The sequence below is a fragment of the Variovorax sp. 770b2 genome (assembly GCF_900115685.1).
In the GTDB taxonomy this organism is placed as follows: Bacteria; Pseudomonadota; Gammaproteobacteria; order Burkholderiales; family Burkholderiaceae_C; genus Variovorax.
In genome coordinates, this window is the sequence record NZ_FOXJ01000001.1 from 1,689,872 (window position 1) to 1,705,782 (window position 15,911).

General features: G+C 66.9%; 17 protein-coding genes. 9 read left to right on the top strand and 8 right to left on the bottom strand.

Annotated features, from left to right (window positions below; genetic code table 11):
- Positions 1-4: 4 nt before the first annotated feature.
- Positions 5-799: a response regulator transcription factor gene (locus BM133_RS07720; protein WP_093432764.1), complete on the bottom strand. Its 795-nt coding sequence runs from the start codon at positions 797-799 to the stop codon at positions 5-7.
- Positions 800-1,182: 383 nt separating this feature from the next.
- Here BM133_RS07720 and BM133_RS07725 point away from each other — a divergent pair, with 383 nt between their 5' ends.
- The 8 genes from BM133_RS07725 to BM133_RS07760 all read left to right on the top strand — a co-directional run bounded on the left by BM133_RS07725 (position 1,183) and on the right by BM133_RS07760 (position 6,824).
- A complete protein-coding gene (locus tag BM133_RS07725) occupies positions 1,183-1,872 on the top strand; it encodes a hypothetical protein (RefSeq protein WP_093432765.1) in 690 nt (229 codons plus the stop codon).
- A gap of 77 nt (positions 1,873-1,949) precedes the next feature.
- A complete protein-coding gene (locus tag BM133_RS07730) occupies positions 1,950-2,891 on the top strand; it encodes a hypothetical protein (protein ID WP_093432767.1) in 942 nt (313 codons plus the stop codon).
- Positions 2,892-2,907: 16 nt separating this feature from the next.
- On the top strand, positions 2,908-3,231 hold the full coding sequence (locus BM133_RS07735) for a hypothetical protein (RefSeq protein ID WP_093435160.1): 324 nt from the start codon (positions 2,908-2,910) through the stop codon (positions 3,229-3,231).
- Positions 3,232-3,296: 65 nt separating this feature from the next.
- The gene (locus tag BM133_RS07740) at positions 3,297-3,830 is read left to right on the top strand and encodes a hypothetical protein (RefSeq protein ID WP_093432768.1); all 534 of its coding nucleotides are present in this window, start codon (positions 3,297-3,299) and stop codon (positions 3,828-3,830) included.
- A gap of 68 nt (positions 3,831-3,898) precedes the next feature.
- Positions 3,899-4,255, top strand: a complete 357-nt coding sequence (locus BM133_RS07745; protein WP_256219087.1) for a GIY-YIG nuclease family protein — start codon at positions 3,899-3,901, stop codon at positions 4,253-4,255.
- Complete coding sequence (locus tag BM133_RS07750) at positions 4,252-4,695, top strand: MarR family winged helix-turn-helix transcriptional regulator (RefSeq protein WP_093432771.1); 444 nt, start codon at positions 4,252-4,254, stop codon at positions 4,693-4,695. The genes BM133_RS07745 and BM133_RS07750 overlap by 4 nt, the downstream gene beginning before the upstream one ends.
- Before the next feature lie 90 nt (positions 4,696-4,785).
- The gene (locus tag BM133_RS07755) at positions 4,786-5,361 is read left to right on the top strand and encodes a DUF2239 family protein (RefSeq protein WP_093432773.1); all 576 of its coding nucleotides are present in this window, start codon (positions 4,786-4,788) and stop codon (positions 5,359-5,361) included.
- Positions 5,358-6,824 (top strand): MATE family efflux transporter, encoded by a 1,467-nt coding sequence (locus BM133_RS07760; RefSeq protein ID WP_093432774.1) that lies wholly within the window; start codon positions 5,358-5,360, stop codon positions 6,822-6,824. Before BM133_RS07755 ends, BM133_RS07760 begins: the two co-directional genes overlap by 4 nt.
- A gap of 28 nt (positions 6,825-6,852) precedes the next feature.
- Here the strand turns inward: BM133_RS07760 and BM133_RS07765 are convergent, their stop codons facing one another.
- The 6 genes from BM133_RS07765 to BM133_RS07790 all read right to left on the bottom strand — a co-directional run bounded on the left by BM133_RS07765 (position 6,853) and on the right by BM133_RS07790 (position 13,494).
- Positions 6,853-7,332, bottom strand: coding sequence for a VOC family protein (locus tag BM133_RS07765; RefSeq protein WP_093432776.1), 480 nt, complete (start codon positions 7,330-7,332; stop codon positions 6,853-6,855).
- 258 nt (positions 7,333-7,590) lie between these two features.
- On the bottom strand, positions 7,591-8,412 hold the full coding sequence (locus BM133_RS07770; protein ID WP_093432777.1) for an amidohydrolase family protein: 822 nt from the start codon (positions 8,410-8,412) through the stop codon (positions 7,591-7,593).
- A 37-nt stretch (positions 8,413-8,449) separates the two neighbouring features.
- Positions 8,450-9,442: a hydroxyacid dehydrogenase gene (locus BM133_RS07775; RefSeq protein ID WP_093432779.1), complete on the bottom strand. Its 993-nt coding sequence runs from the start codon at positions 9,440-9,442 to the stop codon at positions 8,450-8,452.
- Between the two features lie 25 nt (positions 9,443-9,467).
- On the bottom strand, positions 9,468-10,508 hold the full coding sequence (locus tag BM133_RS07780; RefSeq protein ID WP_093432780.1) for a LacI family DNA-binding transcriptional regulator: 1,041 nt from the start codon (positions 10,506-10,508) through the stop codon (positions 9,468-9,470).
- Between the two features lie 25 nt (positions 10,509-10,533).
- On the bottom strand, positions 10,534-12,453 hold the full coding sequence (locus tag BM133_RS07785) for a TRAP transporter large permease (protein WP_371286310.1): 1,920 nt from the start codon (positions 12,451-12,453) through the stop codon (positions 10,534-10,536).
- 6 nt (positions 12,454-12,459) lie between these two features.
- On the bottom strand, positions 12,460-13,494 hold the full coding sequence (locus BM133_RS07790; protein ID WP_093432782.1) for a TRAP transporter substrate-binding protein: 1,035 nt from the start codon (positions 13,492-13,494) through the stop codon (positions 12,460-12,462).
- 184 nt (positions 13,495-13,678) lie between these two features.
- Here BM133_RS07790 and BM133_RS07795 point away from each other — a divergent pair, with 184 nt between their 5' ends.
- The gene (locus BM133_RS07795) at positions 13,679-14,191 is read left to right on the top strand and encodes an HD domain-containing protein (RefSeq protein ID WP_093432783.1); all 513 of its coding nucleotides are present in this window, start codon (positions 13,679-13,681) and stop codon (positions 14,189-14,191) included.
- A gap of 164 nt (positions 14,192-14,355) precedes the next feature.
- On the opposite strand, the gene BM133_RS07800 is transcribed toward BM133_RS07795, so the two are convergent.
- The gene (locus tag BM133_RS07800) at positions 14,356-15,789 is read right to left on the bottom strand and encodes a PAN domain-containing protein (protein WP_177224750.1); all 1,434 of its coding nucleotides are present in this window, start codon (positions 15,787-15,789) and stop codon (positions 14,356-14,358) included.
- Positions 15,790-15,911: the final 122 nt, after the last annotated feature.

Below are 15,911 nucleotides of genomic sequence, written 5' to 3' on the forward strand. Positions count from 1 at the left end.
AAGGTCAGAGCAGCCCCCGGTGCGAGGCGAAGCTCACCGCCTGCGCGCGGGTGTGCGCATGGAGCTTGCGGTAGATGTTCTTCACGTGGGCATTGACGGTCTGCGCGCTGATGGTGAGCTGCAACGCGATCTCTTCGGTCACATACCCTGTGGCTACAAGTCGCAACACTTCGCGCTCCCGCGTGGAAAGCGCCGCCTTGGTCTCGGGCGGACGGACCGGGCTCTGGTTGGTGCGCTGGTGGTCCAGGTGCACGAGCAGGCGCCGCGCCAGCCGCGGGGTGATGGCGGCGCCCCCGTTGACCACCTGCAGCACGGCCTGCGCATAGCTCTGGAACCACGCGTTCTTCACCAGGAAACCCGAGGCCCCGAGCTCGAAGGCGTGCAGCACCTGGGGCTCGTCCTCGATGGCCGAGATGACGATGATCTCGGCGGCGCTGCGGTGCTTCTTGGCTTCCTCGATCAACTCGAACCCGCTGCCGTCACCCAGGCGGATGTCGACCATGAGCACGTCGAACTCATGCTGCATCAAAAGGCGCCGCCCCTCGCGCAGGCTCCCGGCCTGCCCTTCGAGCTGGATGCGCAGGTCGCCCAGCAATTCCTGGGCAATGACGCGCCGCACGAAGGGGTCGTCGTCCACCAGGACGACGCGCACCGGCTTGGTCTGTTGGCCGGTCAGATAGTCGGGCCAGGGGAGCGTGTCGGCGGAGGGTGCGAGCAGCCCGCCGAACTGGCCGGGGTTGGAAAATTTCCTAGCACCGCCGCCCATGTCCGTCAATGAAATGTCAAGTTCGTTTTCCATTTCTATCCCCTGGTGACAAAAACTACCCGCTACTTCGTGAGCAAAAGTTAATCCATTTCTACTCAAATTTCGTTTTCGAGATTTTTTGATTACTTTGGTTTCGTCTTGTTGCAATCTGAAGTGAATGTGAACTAAAGGAGTAGGAAATGCAAGCGCCCTCATGCGGAACAGGGCCTTTGGCGAGATGCCCGAAACGGGCTTCCGCATAGCTTTCGCCATAGCCTCGCACTACCCACCACTGGGCATTTTGAGATTCCTCCTGGACGCTGAAACTGCATTTCGGTCGCAACGGAACATTCAATCCGGGCTCGCTGACCGTTGGCTGATAGGCCGGATTCGCCGGCGATCGGGTTCGTTTCAACACCATTCGAGGAAGCATCATCATGAAGAAGACTCTCATCACGGCAGCCGTGGTCCTGCTTGCAGGCGTGGCCTCGGCGACCAGCACCACGGCCCTTGCCGTCACCAGCACGACCACGGGCTCTTCCAGCTCCGCCGGGTCGGTGGCAGCCAGCTCGGGCACGGGCAGTGCACTGAGCTACAACGCGGCCAATTCCAGCTCCTCGGCCACTGCCAATGCAGCGGGCGGCGCGATCAGCCTGCCGGGCCTGCGCATCGGCGGCGCCACGACCAGCGGTTCGGCCACCACCCAGGGGCGCGTGACCAGCGTGGCCGCAACGACCGGCAACGGCGTCGCCCTCGGCGGTGCCAACGCCTCGGCCAATTCGACCTCGGCCGGCAGCGCCAACTACAGCGCGGGCGGCCCGAATGCGGTGAGCGGCAGTGCCACCGGCGGTGCAGCCTCCAGCACCAACAACACGGCTGGCACGGCAGCCGGTCCCGGCGGCGGCCTGGCCGTGGTGACGCGCACCTCGGGCACGACGTCCAACTACAACGCCTCGTCGGGCGCCATCAACGGCTTCGTCAACGGCACCACCACCTCGACGACGGCGGGCTCGACCGGCGGCTCCTTCGGCGTGAGCAACTTCGCCTTCGGCAATGCAGGCGGCTTCAGCAACGGTGGCGGCACCGGCGGCGCGGCGGGCGCTGGCGCAACCGCATCGGCTCCCTGAACGGGGCCGTGCAACGGTTGTCGACCAGAAATGGGGAGGGGGCACGCCCTCTCCCCGGCTTTCAAAGGAGTGAGAACATGAAAAAACTGATTGTCCTGACCTTGATGGGCTTGTCCGCCGGCGCCTTCGCGCAGACCACGGCGGGCGGCGCCAACAACCAGTCATCGAGTTCGGCCACCACATCGGCACAGGGCAATACCCAGGCCGTGAACTTCAACACCAACACGCCGGCGGACACCACCACCCGCTCGACGCTGAGCAGCAACCAGAACATCAACAACACCGGCGCCACGACCAGCACCCTGGACTACCAGGGCAGCTACACGATCAAGAACGTGCCGTCGGTGAACGGGCCCAACCTGACCACCAGCAACGACACCTGCATGGGCAGCACGAGCGCCAGCGCGAACGGCCCGGGCGTGGGCATCAGTTTCGGCACCACCTGGACGGACGAGCACTGCAAGCGCCTGAAGATGAGCCGCGAGCTCTGGAACAAGGGCATGAAGGCGGCCTCGCTCGCGATGGACTGCATGGATTCGGCCGCCATGGCTGCGCTGGAGATGACAGGCACCAAGTGCCCGCAGTCCATGACCGCCGAGGAGCGCGTGAGCGCGTTCGGGCCGTATGCCTCGTCGGCCAACGCCGCAGCGCAGGTGACGGGGCGCCAGGTCGTGGCCATGGCGCCGCCCATGCAGCCGGTGCAGCCCATTCAATCGATGCAGCCTGCGCAGCCCATCGCGGTGTCGGTGCAGCCGATGCAGCCGCCCCAGGCGGTGGTCATTGCGCCGCCGGTGGCGTCCGTGCCTCCACCCACCTCGTCGCCCGCGCCCGCCCCGCTGCCGTTGCCCCAGGCGCCCGTCGCTGAATCGGCGCCCGCGCCGCAGGCGGCCGCGCCGGTGCAGCCCATGCAGCAGGAAGAGCAGCACGCAGCCGCGGTAGTGACGATGCCGGTCGAGCTGCGCAGCGTGATGGCCGGCGAACCCATCGGCGAGATCTCGGCGATCGCCGTTTCGCAATGACCGCCCGGAGCCCATGATGACCAGGACCGTATTCCTCTGGATCGCGGCGGCTTGTTGCGCGGCCACGGCCTCCGCGGGCCCTGCCGTTCCCAACCTGCGCGTCGAACGGATGACCTTCGGCAGCGGCCAGCAGAACGGCATCGGCAGGGACACTGCCGAGCCGGTCGGCGACCTGGGCGTGTGGCACGTGCCGCAGTACCTGCCCGGCTATCCGACCTCGGCGACCATCTGGCCGCGCGTGGTCGAGATCCCGTGCACCAACGAGCTGTGCGCCGGCTACGAAGTCACGCCGGAGCTGGGTCGCGGCGAGTACCTGTTCTTCCGGCCGGTCCGCAAGTAACAGAGGGCGCCCCGGCGGCAGGCGCGGCCGGACCACCCGGCCGCGCGATGCCGTACCCTTCGCGCATGACCTCCCCCGTGCGCGTTTCGGGCGTTTCTCGCATTCCGCGCCTCCTGCGATCCGTGCTCCGCGCGGTCGCCATCGTCTTCCTGGTTCCCTTCCTGCTCTTCGAGGAGTGGGGCTGGGAGCCACTGGCGGCGCTCGTGGGGCGGCTGTCGCGCCTGCCCTTCTGGGCGCGCCTGGAGGAGCGCCTGCGCCGCCTGCCGCCGTGGGGCGCGCTGCTGGCGTTCTTCGTGCCGGTGGTGCTGCTCCTGCCGGTCAAGGTGCTGGCGCTCTTTCTCTTCAGCCATGGCCACGCCGCCTCCGGTGTGACCGTGCTGGTGCTGGCCAAGCTGGCGGGCACGGCCGTCGTGGCGCGGATCTTCCAGCTGGTCGAGGGGCCGCTGATGCGCATTCCCTGGTTCGCCCGCTGGTATCCGCGCTGGAAAGCCTGGAAGGACCGGGTGCTGAACCTCGTCCGCCAGAGCCGGCCATGGCGCGTGGTGCGGGTGTTCAACCGCGGCATCTACCGGGGGTGGCGGCGTTTGCGGGAAGGCTGACTGGCCGTTTTTTTACCCGGGTGATATTGCGTTTTCAATTTCACCCGGGTAATATAAGAAGCATGAACATGCCTCAAGAGACGCGGCGCGCCCTCGTCAGGAAATACAAGGAAACGGTGCTCCCTGCGGGCATCTTCGTCATCCGCAACACGCTGAACGGCCGCGTCTACGTGTCCGGCAGCCTCGACGTCGAGGGCGCGATGAACCGGGCCCGCTTCGAACTGGGCCTGCGCTCGCACCGCAACAAGGCGCTGATGCGCGACTGGATCGCGCACGGCGCCGCGCACTTCAGCTTCGAGGTGATCGACCGCGTGAAGGAGCGCGACGACCCCGCCTTCGACCGCGCCGCCGAACTCGAGAAGCTCCTGGAACGCTGGCGGGAAGAACTCCAGTGCACCGGCGACAAGGGCTACAACACGCCATGAGCAGCAGCTGCGCACTGGACTTCTGCCTGGCCATCAGCCGCGCCCATGCCAGCCTGAACCTGAGGCTCCGGCAAGACCTGGGCGCCTTCCACGGCCTGGACTACGAAGACTTCACGCTGCTCCATCTGCTGCTGCGCGCCGAGGGCGGCCGCATGGCGATGGCCGATCTTTCGCGCGCCCTGGGGTTGCCGATGTCGGCGCTGCTTCGCAAAATGGTCCTGCTCGAGAAAACAGGACTGGCCGAACGCACGGCCGGCGCCGACGAAGACAACCGCCGCTACGCGGTGCTGCGCCCTGGCGGCCGCAAACTGATGCAAGCTGCAGTCACGACCGTCGAGGCGATCTGCGCCGATGCAGTGAAACCGCTGCCCCCCGAAAGCCTGCCGCAGATCCATGCCGCGCTCCTTGCGCTGTGCCTGGACGACACACCGAACGGCTGAGCCGTTCAGCGGGTAGATTACGCACCTCGTTGCGCACCTTGTGACGCACTTTGCCTCGAACGGACCGGAAGAAAGAACAAGCCATTCGACATGCCATCCGATACGCCACCCATCCACCTCATTGTTTTCGCCGGCTTCAAGCGCATCGCGCAGGGCTGCACCGCCGACGTGCTTGCGCAGTTGCGCGAGCGCAAGGACGACACGCCCTACCTCGTATTCGACGCGCAGACCGGCGAGTCGCTGGACTTCGACGTGCACAACCAGGCCGGCGTCGTGCCGCACGCGGCCAGCGCCGAAGCCCATGACGACACCCCGCGCGGCGTGGGCCGCCCCAAGCTGGGCGTGGTCGCGCGCGAAGTCACGCTGCTGCCGCGCCACTGGGACTGGCTCAACCGCCAGCCCGGCGGCGCCTCGGTGGCGCTGCGCCGCCTGGTGCAGGAGGCCAGCCGCGTGAACGCCGACCGCGACGCCGTGCGCGCCTCGCGCGAGGCCACCTACCGCTTCATGACCGCGATCGCCGGCGCCCTGCCCGGCTTCGAGGAAGCCACGCGCGCGCTGTTCGCCGGCGAGCGCAACCGCTTCGAGGGCCTCATCGACGCCTGGCCCGCGGACCTGCGAACCCATCTTCAAGAACTGTCAGCCGCCGGCTGGAGCACCCCTGCATGAGCGCCACCCCCGCGACTTCCACGACCCCCACATCGACGCCCACATCGCCCCCCGCGAATCCAGTGCCCCCCGCTGCCGGCCCGAGCGGCCTCAAGGGCGTGCCCGTGGCGCCCGTCGGCGCGGCGCGGCCGCTGTGGAAGGTCTTTCTCTTCTTCCTTGCGCCGATGTTGCTCAGCAACATCCTGCAATCGCTCTCGGGCACGCTCAACAACGTCTACGTGGGGCAGATGCTCGGCGTGGGCGCGCTGGCGGCGGTGTCCAGCTTCTTTCCGGTGATGTTCTTCTTCATCGCCTTCATCATCGGCCTGGGCGCCGGCGCCTCGGTGCTCATCGGCCAGGCCTGGGGCGCACGCGATGCCTCCAAGGCCAAGGCCGTGGCCGGCACCACGCTCACCGTCGGCGTGCTGATGGGCCTGGTGATCGCGGTGTTCGGCGGTGCCTTCACCACGCCGATGCTGGCCGCGCTGGGCACGCCGCCCGACGTGCTGGCCGACTCGACGCGCTATGCCCGCATCATGCTCATCGCAATGCCGGGCGTGTTCGTGTTCCTGCTCGCGACCGCCATGCTGCGCGGCGTGGGCGACACCGTCACGCCGCTGCTCACGCTGCTGATCTCCACCTTGATCGGCCTGGTGGTCACGCCCGCGCTCATCCGCGGCTGGGGCGGCCTGCCGCAGATGGGCGTGGCCAGCGGCGCGTGGGCCTCGGTGCTGTCGTTCGTGGTGGCCACCACCTGGCTGGGCTTTCGGCTGCGCCAGAAAAAGAGCCCGCTCGCGCCCGATGCGGAGTTCTTCCGCTACCTGCGCATCCAGCCGCAGTTGCTGAAGGCGGTGCTGCGCATCGGCGTGCCCACGGGCGTGCAGATGATCGTGGTGGCGCTGGCCGAAGTGGTGCTGCTGTCGATGGTCAACAGCTACGGCTCCAATGCCACGGCCGCCTACGGCGCGGTGAACCAGGTGGTGGCGTATGTGCAGTTCCCGGCCATCTCGATCGCGATCGCCGCGTCGATCCTCGGCGCGCAGGCCATCGGCGCAGGCCGCGCCGACCGGCTCGGCGCGATCACCAGGACGGCGCTCTTGATGAACCTCGTGCTGACCGGCAGCCTCGTGCTGCTGGGTTATCTCTTCTCGCGGCCGCTCATGGGCTTCTTCATCACCAGCCCGCCGGTGATCGAGATCGCGCAGACGCTGCTGCACATCATGCTGTGGAGCCTGGTGATCTTCGGCATGGCCGCGGCCACGTCGGGGGTCATGCGCGCGAGCGGCTCAGTGCTGGTGCCCACGCTGATTTCGATCGTGTGCATCCTGTGCGTCGAGGTGCCGGTGGCCTGGGTCATGAGCCACCGCATCGGCCTGGACGGGATCTGGATCGCCTACCCCGTGACCTTCGGCGCCATGCTGCTGCTGCAGACCGCGTACTACCAGCTCGTGTGGCGCAAGAAGGCCATCCACAAGCTGGTCTGACGCTGCGCGCCGGCGCGGGTCGCAACGATCAGCGGCCCTCGTAGGCCTTCTGCACCGCCGCGAGGTCGAGCTTGGTCATCTCCATCATGGCCCGCATCGCGCGGCCGGCCTTCTCGGGGTCCTTGTCCTGGAACATGCGGATCATGGCCGTCGGCGCGACCTGCCACGAGACGCCGTAGCGGTCGGTGATCCAGCCGCACTTCACGGGCTTGCCGCCGCCTTCGAGCAGCTTGTCCCAGTAGTGGTCGACCTCGGCCTGCGTCTCGCACGGCACGTACAGCGAAAGCGCCGGGGTGAACTTGTAGTCGGGGCCGCCGTTGAGCACCATGAATTCCTGGCCGTCGAGCTCGAAGGTCGCGGTCAGCAGGCTGCCGTCCTTGGGACCGGGGCCGTTGGCGGGCCAGTTCAGCCGGTCGGTCACGCGGGAGTTCGGGAAGATGCTGGTGTAGAAATTCAGCACCTCCTCGCCGTTGCCGTCGAACCAGAGGCAGGGAACGATCTTTTGCATGGGATGGGTCTCCTTCAGTCGGTGTTTGCGAACGAAATGACGATGAACCGGAGGGTTCAGTATCAAATCGAAAGACATTGGCCGTCAAGCGCCACTGCTGCTGCAGCGCCCTCGCCTGAAACGCTCACACATTGCCGTGGCAGCGCCTGTCAGCCCGCATGCCGTCCGGCTGCGCGAATGCATGTGTTGCGCAAGGAGGGTAGGCATTTCGCTTGCCGATGCAGCCCGCGCACGGGCTACCCTCCCCCGCCGCGGCGGCTAGAAGCCGTACAGCGCGCCCGGGTTGTCCACGAGGATGCGGCGGCGTGTGTCGTCGCTGGTGGCCCATGAAAACAGCAGGTCGTAGAGAGGTACTGCGGCCGGCCGCGGCTCGCGCCCGGGGTGCGGCCAGTTGCTCGCCCACAGGCAGCGCTCGGGAAACTTCTCGGCCAGCGTGCGCGCGAGCAGGCTCACGTCGTCGTAGCCCGGTGGACCCGCCTTCGACGTTTCGTACGGTGCCGAGAGCTTGATCCACACACGCCCCGAATCGAGCACGCGCAGCAGTGACTGGAACGACGGATGCTCCGGCGCCACCGGCTCCAGGAACTTGCCGTTGTGGTCGAGCACCAGCCGGCATGGCAGGCGCTTGAGCACCTCTTCATGGTCGGGAATCGTGCGGCCGTCCAGCTGCAGGTTGACCATCCACTCCGCATTCGCAAGCCGCGCGGCCATGGGCTCCAGGGAGGCCCAGCTCAGCACGCCGCCGATCATCATGTAGCGCACGCCGCGCATGCCGCCCGCATGCAGGCGCGCGATCTCTTCATCGCTCACCTCGGGCGTTACCAATGCGATGCCGCGCGCCGAATCCCCGAACTGCGCCAGCGCATCGAGCGTGCAGCTGTTGTCGAAACCATAGCCGGTCGGCTGCACGACGACCGCGCGGTCGATGCCCAGCGGCGCCTGCACCTCGGCGCGGTAGGCCGACACCGGCGAATGCGGCGGCACCCAGGCCACGTTCGGGATCAGCGCAAAACGGTCCTCGTAGATGTGGACGTGACAGTCGCAGGCGCCGGGGTAGCGCGTGTTGCGGGTGGGTTCCATGGAGCGTCTCTTCGTGTGGTTGTGATGAACGGAACGATCAGCCGAAGGCCTTCTGCCAGCGCCAGGCCTCGGGCGCGTTGATGGCCCCCTTGGGCACCCGCCCCTGGAAGATCTCGCCCAGCTGCGCGACCGTCTCCAACGCCTGGTGCTCGACCGCAGGCGGCGTGAGTCCGCCGATGTGCGGCGTGGCGATCACGCGCGGATGCTCGGCCACGCGCGGCGATGGCATCTGGTCGGGCGCGCGGCCCACGTCGAGCGCACAGCCGGCGATGGTGCCGGCATCGAGTGCGGCAATGAGCGCGTCTTCGTCCACGAGGTTGCCGCGCGAGGCATTGATGAAGAAGGCCTGTGGCTGCATCGCGGCGAAGGCGGCGGCGTTCATCAGGTTCTCGGTGGCCTCGGTGGCGGGCGCGAGGCACACCACGAAATCGGACTGCGCCAGCAACGCATCGAGTGCGACCTGTTCGATCCCAGCGCGTTCGACCGAAGCATGCGGATCGTGCACCACGATGCGCATCCCCAGCGCCAGCGCCACGTCGCAGAGGTAGCGGCTGATCTGCCCGTAGCCGATCACGCCCAGCGTGCTGCCCCGCAGCTCGCGCCCCATCGCCGGCACGACCGGCTGGCTCGCGTGGTACAGCGCCGTCGATGCGCTGATGTGCCGCGCGAGGTCGATCATCACGCCCACGATCCATTCCGACACCGACGCGATGAACCCGGCGCTCGCCTGCGTCACCAGCACGCCGTGCCGGCTGGCCGAGGCCACGTCGATGTTGCGGATGTCGATGGCGCAGCGCACGAAGGCCTTCAGGTCGGGCAGCGCCGCGAACAGCGCCTCGTCGCCCACCGTCTGCCGGTACGAAACGATCGCGTCGCAGCCCTGCGCCAGCTCGGCCAGTTCGGCGGAGGACAGGTCTTTGTCCGTCGGGTTGAAGCGCACCTGCGCAATGGCCTGCAGCGCGGCGCTGGCGCGGTCGCCGAAATAGTGGGCGAGCTTGCTTTGCGGATGGCTGACGAAAACCGTGGTCATGAAAAGAGAAATTCCGGAAAGAAAACTAGGCGCGCGGCGGCGCCACCGAATCGCGCGCCACCAGCGTGGGCGCAAAGACGAACTCCTGCGTCGGCAGCGACGCGTCGGCCAGGCGGCTCATCACGCGCTCGACCATCACCTGCGCCATCTCGGGCACCGGCACGCGCACCGAGGTCATCGCGGGGTACATGAGCGTGGAGAGAAACACGTTGTCGATGCCGATGACCGACACGTCCTCAGGCACCGAAAGCCCCGCATCGCGAAACCCCGCCATGAGGCCGAAGGCCAGCAGGTCGTTCACGCCGATCACGCCCGTGGGGCGATCGGGCAACTTCGCGAGCAGGCTGGCCTGCATGCGGCCCAGCTCGCTCATCATCGAATCGCCGTACTCGTCGACCGGCAGGCCCTCGATGACCTGCGCGCTCGCTTCGAGGCCCGCGCTTTTCGCGGCGGCCAGAAAGCCGTTGATCTTCTCGTTCCGGCTCATGGTGCGGCCCGAGGGTGTGACGAAGGCGAGGCGCCTGTGCCCTTGCTCGATCAAATGCGCGGTCGCGATGCGCGACGACTCGAAGCTGTCGACCGTCACGTGGTCGATCACCGAAGGCATGCCGGGCGTTGCGCGCCGGTCATAGCTCACCACCACCAGCCCGCGCTCGGCCGCGGCCTCCACATGCTGCTCGTCGACCAGCGACGAGATGATGATCACGCCGCGCACGCCGTGCGCCATCAGGTCTTCGAAGAAGTGCTGTTCCTTCTCGGCATCGCGGTAGGTGTTGCCGATCATGATGCGAAAGCCGTAGCGCTCCTGCGCCAGCGTCTCGATCTCGCGCGCGATGAAGCCGTACATCGGGTTGGCCATCGAGGGCACCAGGAGGCCCAGCAACGGGGTGTAGCCCGTCTTCAGTTGCCGCGCGGAGGTGTTGGGCCGGTACTTGAGCTCGCGGATCGCCGCCTCCACGCGGGCCAGCGTCTCGGCGGCCATGCGGTCGCTGCGGCCGTTCAACACGTTCGACACGGTGCTGGTCGACACCCCGGCCTTCTGGGCCACATCGGTGATTCTGCTCACGGAATCCTTCCTGTTTTCATCGTCGTCACAAGCCCATGCGCGCGGGCAGCCACGTGGAGAACGCCGGCACGAGCACCAGCACCACGAGCGTAACGAACAACACGGCCAGGTATTTCATCATCGGCCGGGCCACGTCCTTCACCTGGGTGCCGGTGATGGCGCAGGTCGCAAAAAGGCCCAGGCCCACGGGCGGCGCGAAGAGGCCGAAGCCCATGGCGATCACCATCACCGTGCCGAAGTGCAGCGGATTCACGCCCAGCTGCGACGCGATGGGCGTCAAGAGCGGCCCGAAGATGATGAGCGCAGGCGCGCCCTCCAGGATGGCGCCGAACACGATCATGATGAGCACCGACAGCATCACGAACATCGTGCTGCCGTACGAATGCGCAAAGCCGATCATGAACTCGGAGAGGTACTGCGGAATCTGCTGGATCGTGAGCGCAAACGACAGGCTGGACGCCGCCGCCACGATGAACAGGATGCCCCCGGCCATCGACGCCGAGCGCACGAAGAGCCGCGCCACCGACTTCACCGTGAGCTCCCTGAAGGCCAGCCAGCCCACCACCAGCGCATAGATCACCGCGAACGACGACACCTCGGTCGAGGTCGCGATGCCCGATGTGACGCCCTTGCCGATCATCGCGACCATGAGAAGCGCCACGAAGGCGCCGCCCAGCAGCCGGAACGTCGGCGTGCGCACGTCGAAGGCTTCGTCGGGATTGATCTTGGTGCCCACGTAGATCGTGACCGCGGCCAGCGACAGCGCGAGCACCACCGCTGGCACCAGCCCCGCCATGAAGAGCCCGGCGATCGAGATGTTCGCGACGAAGCCCATGATGATCATGTTGATGCAGGGCGGAATGGTCTCGGCCATCACCGCGGTGCAGGCCAGGAGGCCCGCCGTCTCGTTCGGGTCCTGCTTGGTCTTGCGCACGGCCGGCATGATGATGCCGCCCACCGCGGCGATGTCCGCGAGCTTGGAGCCCGAGACGCCCGAGAAGAACGCGGTGGCCGTGATGGTGATGAGCCCCAGCCCGCCGCGCAGCCGACCGAACATGCGCAGCAGCAGTTCGATGAGCCGCGACGACATGCCGTTGGCCTCCATCAGCAAACCCGCGAGCACGAAGAACGGAATCGCCAGCAGCACGTAGTGGTCGGTGCCCGCCATCACCTGCTGCGAGTACACGAGCATCGGCAGCGACGGATCGGCCATGAAGAACACCAGCGACGACAGCGCCAGCACGAAGGCGATCGGCATGCCCAGCGCCATGCCGCCGAGAAAGCCCGCGGTGAGCAGCGCCCACGGCGGGATCGCGTGGTCGGGCACGAGCGTGTTCCATGCGACGACCGCGGCCGTCAGCGCGACGCCCACGCCCAGCGTCGACCACACCCTGCGCGCAGGCCCGTTGACGGCGTTGGCCAGGCCGAACAGCGTCATGAACAGGCTGCCGATGGTCACCGGGTACACGTAGATCCACTGCGGCATGCCGATCGGCGTGGTCATGTTGTACGAGTCGAGCAGGAGCTCGCACGACGAGGCGAAAAGGCTCGCCGACACGCCCACGACGATCCAGCTGCCGAACTGGATGAGCGCCGGCTGCCAGCGCGCGGGCAGGAGGCCGCGGAACAGGTCCACGCCCACGTGCTGGCTGCGCGCGAGCACGGTGGCCGCGCCGAAGAACACCTGGATGATCATGAGCGCGCGCGCCACCTCCTCCGCCCAGTCGAACGGGTCGTGCAGGAAGTAGCGGAACACCACCGAGATGAAGACGACGACCACGTCGATGGCCAGCACCACGCCGGCCACGTACTCGGTCATGCGCATCAGCCAGGCGAGCCAGCGGCCCGAGGCATGGGTGACGTCGAAGCCCAGCGCGGGTTCCATCGGCAATGGCGGCAGCGGCTGCATCGGCAAGGCCCCGGGCGAGATCGAAATGCTCGACATGGCCGCTCAGGCGCGCGCGGCGGTGATGGCGGCGAACAGCGGCCCCGTCTCCGGGTACTGCTTGGCGAAGCCGGACCACAGGCGCGTCTCCATCTCCTTGCGCACGAAGTCGCGCTCGCTCTTGGCCATGGGCGTGAAGACGATGCCCAGCTTCTTGAGTTCCTCGATGGCCTGCAGGCCCTTCTGCGTGCCGATCTCGCGCTGCTGCAGCGTCGAGTCGGCGGCCGCCTTCAGGAAGGCGGGGCGCAGCGTGGCGGGGATCTTGTCCATCGCGCGCTTGCCGGCCACGCACACCATCGGGCTGAACAGGTGCTCGGTCATCCAGCAGTACTTGACGACCTCGTTGAGCTTGCTCGCGAGCACCGTGGCCGCGTCGTGCTCGAAGCCGTCGACCACGCCGGTCTGCGCCGCCATGTAGAGCTCGCCGAAGGAGATGGGCGTGGGGATGGCGCCCATGATCTTGAAGGTCTCGATGAAGGCCGGCGTGGGCAGCACGCGCAGCTTGACGTTCTTCACATCGGCCAGCGACTTCACCGGGAGCTTGGTGTAGACGTTGCGCGCGCCGTAGTGCGCGCCCCAGGTGATGACCTGGCAGCCCGTGCTCTTGACCAGCATGTCGTTGAGCTTGCCGCCCACGCCGCTGTCCAGCGCACGCGCGGCATGCGCGTAGCTGTCGAACACGTAGCCCAGGTCGAGCATGCCCAGCTGCGGCGTCACCGTGGCCCAGATCGAGGAGCCGGTGAGCATCATGTCGATGGAGCCCACCTTCACCTGCTGTACCACGTCGCTTTCCTTGCCCAGCTGGTTGTTCGGAAAGTAGTCGATGCGGATCTGCTCGCCCACGGCTTTCTTGAGGTTGGCCTGCATCAACTGCGACCAGGCGAAGTGCGAGGAATTGAGGTCGGCCACGTGGGACGACGACAGGCGCAGCACCACGGTTTTCTCCTGCGCGGCGGCGCTCTGCGAAAGGCCCGCGGTCGCCATCGCGAGCGACAGCGCCGAGGAAGACTGGACGAACTGGCGGCGTGAAATCGAGGTCATGGTGATGTCTCCTGTGGGTCGATTGCCCATTCGGTTGCTCGGTCTGGCTCTTTGGTGGAACGATTTACTGTATCGATACACAAGAATGGCGGCAATGCGGTTCCGATAGGTGTTTTCCTTCGTAAACGAGGTAAAGCCGACGACCGCAAAGGCAGAATGGAAAAACCAACGGACGGATGCCCTCATGACCACATCGACACCCGAAGCCGCGCGCACCTACGCCATCGCTATGCATGGCGACCAGAAATACGGCCCGCACCCCTACGTCCACCACCTGGACGCGGTGGTCGCCCTGCTCCAGCCCTATGGAGAGAAGGCGCGGGTCGTCGGCTACCTGCACGACGTGGTGGAGGACACCGATGCCACGGTGGCGGATGTGCAAGAGCGCTTCGGCGATCTCGTGGCCCGGTGCGTGTCGCTGTTGACCGACGCGCCCGGCGCCAATCGCAAGGAGCGCAAGGCCAGGACCTATGCGGCGATGGCCCAGGTCACGGGCGACGAAGAACTCGCGCTCGTGGTCAAGGCGGCGGACCGGCTTGCCAATGTGCGGGCCTGCGTGGCCGATGGGCATCGGCAGCTATGGGACACCTACAAGGGTGAGCACCCGACGTTCAGGGCGGCTGCGTTTCGCAAGGGACAGTGCGATCCGCTGTGGTCGGAGCTCGACTCGCTTCTGTTGGAGTGGCCTCGCTCCTGAGGCCCGTTCGGGGCGGGTGCACAGGCCACCGGATGCTCCCCTCCGCGAATGTCCCCCGGGCTTCGCCCTCCTCCTTTATTTCGCTGCGGGGAGCACCCGATGGCCTGCGCACCTGGACGCACTGCTGGTGATCGGGTGATCAACCAGTGCTCTGACTACTCTGACTATTGCCCGCAGCTCGGATGCTTGTGCCCCTCGGTCGCATTGGGCAGGCCCATGAAGTCCAGGACGTGCGGCGTCGCGCCGTCCACCTGCAGCATCGCGGTCGCGCCCAGGTTGCCCTGGCAATAGGCGGTCTTGAGCGGGTTCCCGTAGTTGTTGTTCAGGATGAGCAAGGTGTCCCGCTCCGCCGCCGTCTGCCCGCCGTGGCCGCTGCCGGTGCCGCCGTGGTCCGAGGTCACGACGATCAGCCACTCCTCGTTCGCGTAGTTCGGCCGCGCGGTCAGTGCCGCGAGCACCTGGGCGATCTGCTGGTCCTCACCGGCGATCTTGCCCTGGTAGTTGGCGTTCAGCGGGTCGTAGCTCGGCGCATGGATGTCCACGTTGTGCAGGTAGTAGAAGATGGCCGTCGGCGCGTTCTTCCAGCCGAGCCAGCCCTTGACCGCATCGGTCGCCTGCTGCGAATTCTTGGCCGCATTGGCAACGACGAAATCTGCCTTCGCGGGGCGCAGGTTGTGGGTGATGTTGAACCAGTCGCCCACCACCGCCGTCGTGGCCGTGGGCCATGCCTGCTTGATGAGGTCGAACACGTGCGTCTTCTTCAGCACCAGGCCGGTGTCGTTCGAGGTCACGCCGTGCTTGTCGGCCCAGAAGCCGGTGAACACCGACGACCAGCCGGGCCCGCTGACCGTCGCCTGCCTGGTGCCGCCCGCCAGCACGTTGCCGTGGAAGGCACCGCCCGCGATCAGCGCCGACATCGCGGGTGTCTGCACGCAGCCCTGGCACTGGATCGCGTCGCCGCGCAGGCCGTCGATGCCGATCAGCAGCACGTGCTTGTTGCCCGGCACCGGGTTGGGAACGCCCTCGCCCGCGATCAACGCATAGTGGTCGTAGGGGTTGCCGGGGTAGTCGGTCTTCAGGCCGCCGACGTCGCCGGCGCGCTTGTCGCTCAGGTCGCAGCGCTGCGGGGTCTTTTGGTAGTCGAAGGACTTGCACCATGCGGCGCGGCTCGCATCGGTGCAGGCGGTGGCGCAGTCCGCGGGCGTCACGGCCTGCAGGGTCTCGGTGTTGTGGCCGCTGATCGCCGCATCGGGCGTGCGCGTGAACGCCTTCAGCGGATCGGGCTTCAGGCTGTAGTGGTCGTAGGGGTTGCCGGGGTAGTCGGTCTTCAGGCCGCCCACGTCGCCGGCCTGCTTGTCGCTGAGGTCGCAGCTCTGGTTGGCCTTGTGGAAGTCGAACGAAACGCACCAGTTCGAGCGCGGTGCCGCAAGGCAGGCCGTGGCGCACATCTCGGGCGTGGACTGCACGAGGTTCTCGACGTTGTAGCCCGAGATCGCCGCATTCGGCGAGAGCGTGAATGCGTCGAGCGGCGCGGCGGCCGCATGGCCCGCGAGCGCGGTGAACAGGCACGCCAAGCCCGCGCGGATCGATGACTTCATGTGATGTCTCCTCATCGCTTGATCGTTGGATGATTCCCGTGTTGCCCGCTTTCCTCGCGTGGCTCCTGCAACTCCGGGCGGAGTAAATCACTGTCGCCTGCTATCGATCCAATTCAAAAATC

Excerpts from the sequence above, each read along its gene's own strand:
- BM133_RS07770 (WP_093432777.1), bottom strand. The coding sequence starts at position 8,412 with ATGGAACCCACCCGCAACACGCGCTACCCCGGCGCCTGCGACTGTCAC.
- BM133_RS07720 (WP_093432764.1), bottom strand. The coding sequence starts at position 799 with ATGGAAAACGAACTTGACATTTCATTGACGGACATGGGCGGCGGTGCT.
- BM133_RS07735 (WP_093435160.1), top strand. The coding sequence starts at position 2,908 with ATGACCAGGACCGTATTCCTCTGGATCGCGGCGGCTTGTTGCGCGGCC.
- BM133_RS07725 (WP_093432765.1), top strand. The coding sequence starts at position 1,183 with ATGAAGAAGACTCTCATCACGGCAGCCGTGGTCCTGCTTGCAGGCGTG.
- BM133_RS07755 (WP_093432773.1), top strand. The coding sequence starts at position 4,786 with ATGCCATCCGATACGCCACCCATCCACCTCATTGTTTTCGCCGGCTTC.
- BM133_RS07790 (WP_093432782.1), bottom strand. The coding sequence starts at position 13,494 with ATGACCTCGATTTCACGCCGCCAGTTCGTCCAGTCTTCCTCGGCGCTG.
- BM133_RS07760 (WP_093432774.1), top strand. The coding sequence starts at position 5,358 with ATGAGCGCCACCCCCGCGACTTCCACGACCCCCACATCGACGCCCACA.
- BM133_RS07740 (WP_093432768.1), top strand. The coding sequence starts at position 3,297 with ATGACCTCCCCCGTGCGCGTTTCGGGCGTTTCTCGCATTCCGCGCCTC.
- BM133_RS07750 (WP_093432771.1), top strand. The coding sequence starts at position 4,252 with ATGAGCAGCAGCTGCGCACTGGACTTCTGCCTGGCCATCAGCCGCGCC.
- BM133_RS07730 (WP_093432767.1), top strand. The coding sequence starts at position 1,950 with ATGAAAAAACTGATTGTCCTGACCTTGATGGGCTTGTCCGCCGGCGCC.
- BM133_RS07795 (WP_093432783.1), top strand. The coding sequence starts at position 13,679 with ATGACCACATCGACACCCGAAGCCGCGCGCACCTACGCCATCGCTATG.
- BM133_RS07775 (WP_093432779.1), bottom strand. The coding sequence starts at position 9,442 with ATGACCACGGTTTTCGTCAGCCATCCGCAAAGCAAGCTCGCCCACTAT.
- BM133_RS07765 (WP_093432776.1), bottom strand. The coding sequence starts at position 7,332 with ATGCAAAAGATCGTTCCCTGCCTCTGGTTCGACGGCAACGGCGAGGAG.
- BM133_RS07785 (WP_371286310.1), bottom strand. The coding sequence starts at position 12,453 with ATGTCGAGCATTTCGATCTCGCCCGGGGCCTTGCCGATGCAGCCGCTG.
- BM133_RS07745 (WP_256219087.1), top strand. The coding sequence starts at position 3,899 with ATGCCTCAAGAGACGCGGCGCGCCCTCGTCAGGAAATACAAGGAAACG.
- BM133_RS07800 (WP_177224750.1), bottom strand. The coding sequence starts at position 15,789 with ATGAAGTCATCGATCCGCGCGGGCTTGGCGTGCCTGTTCACCGCGCTC.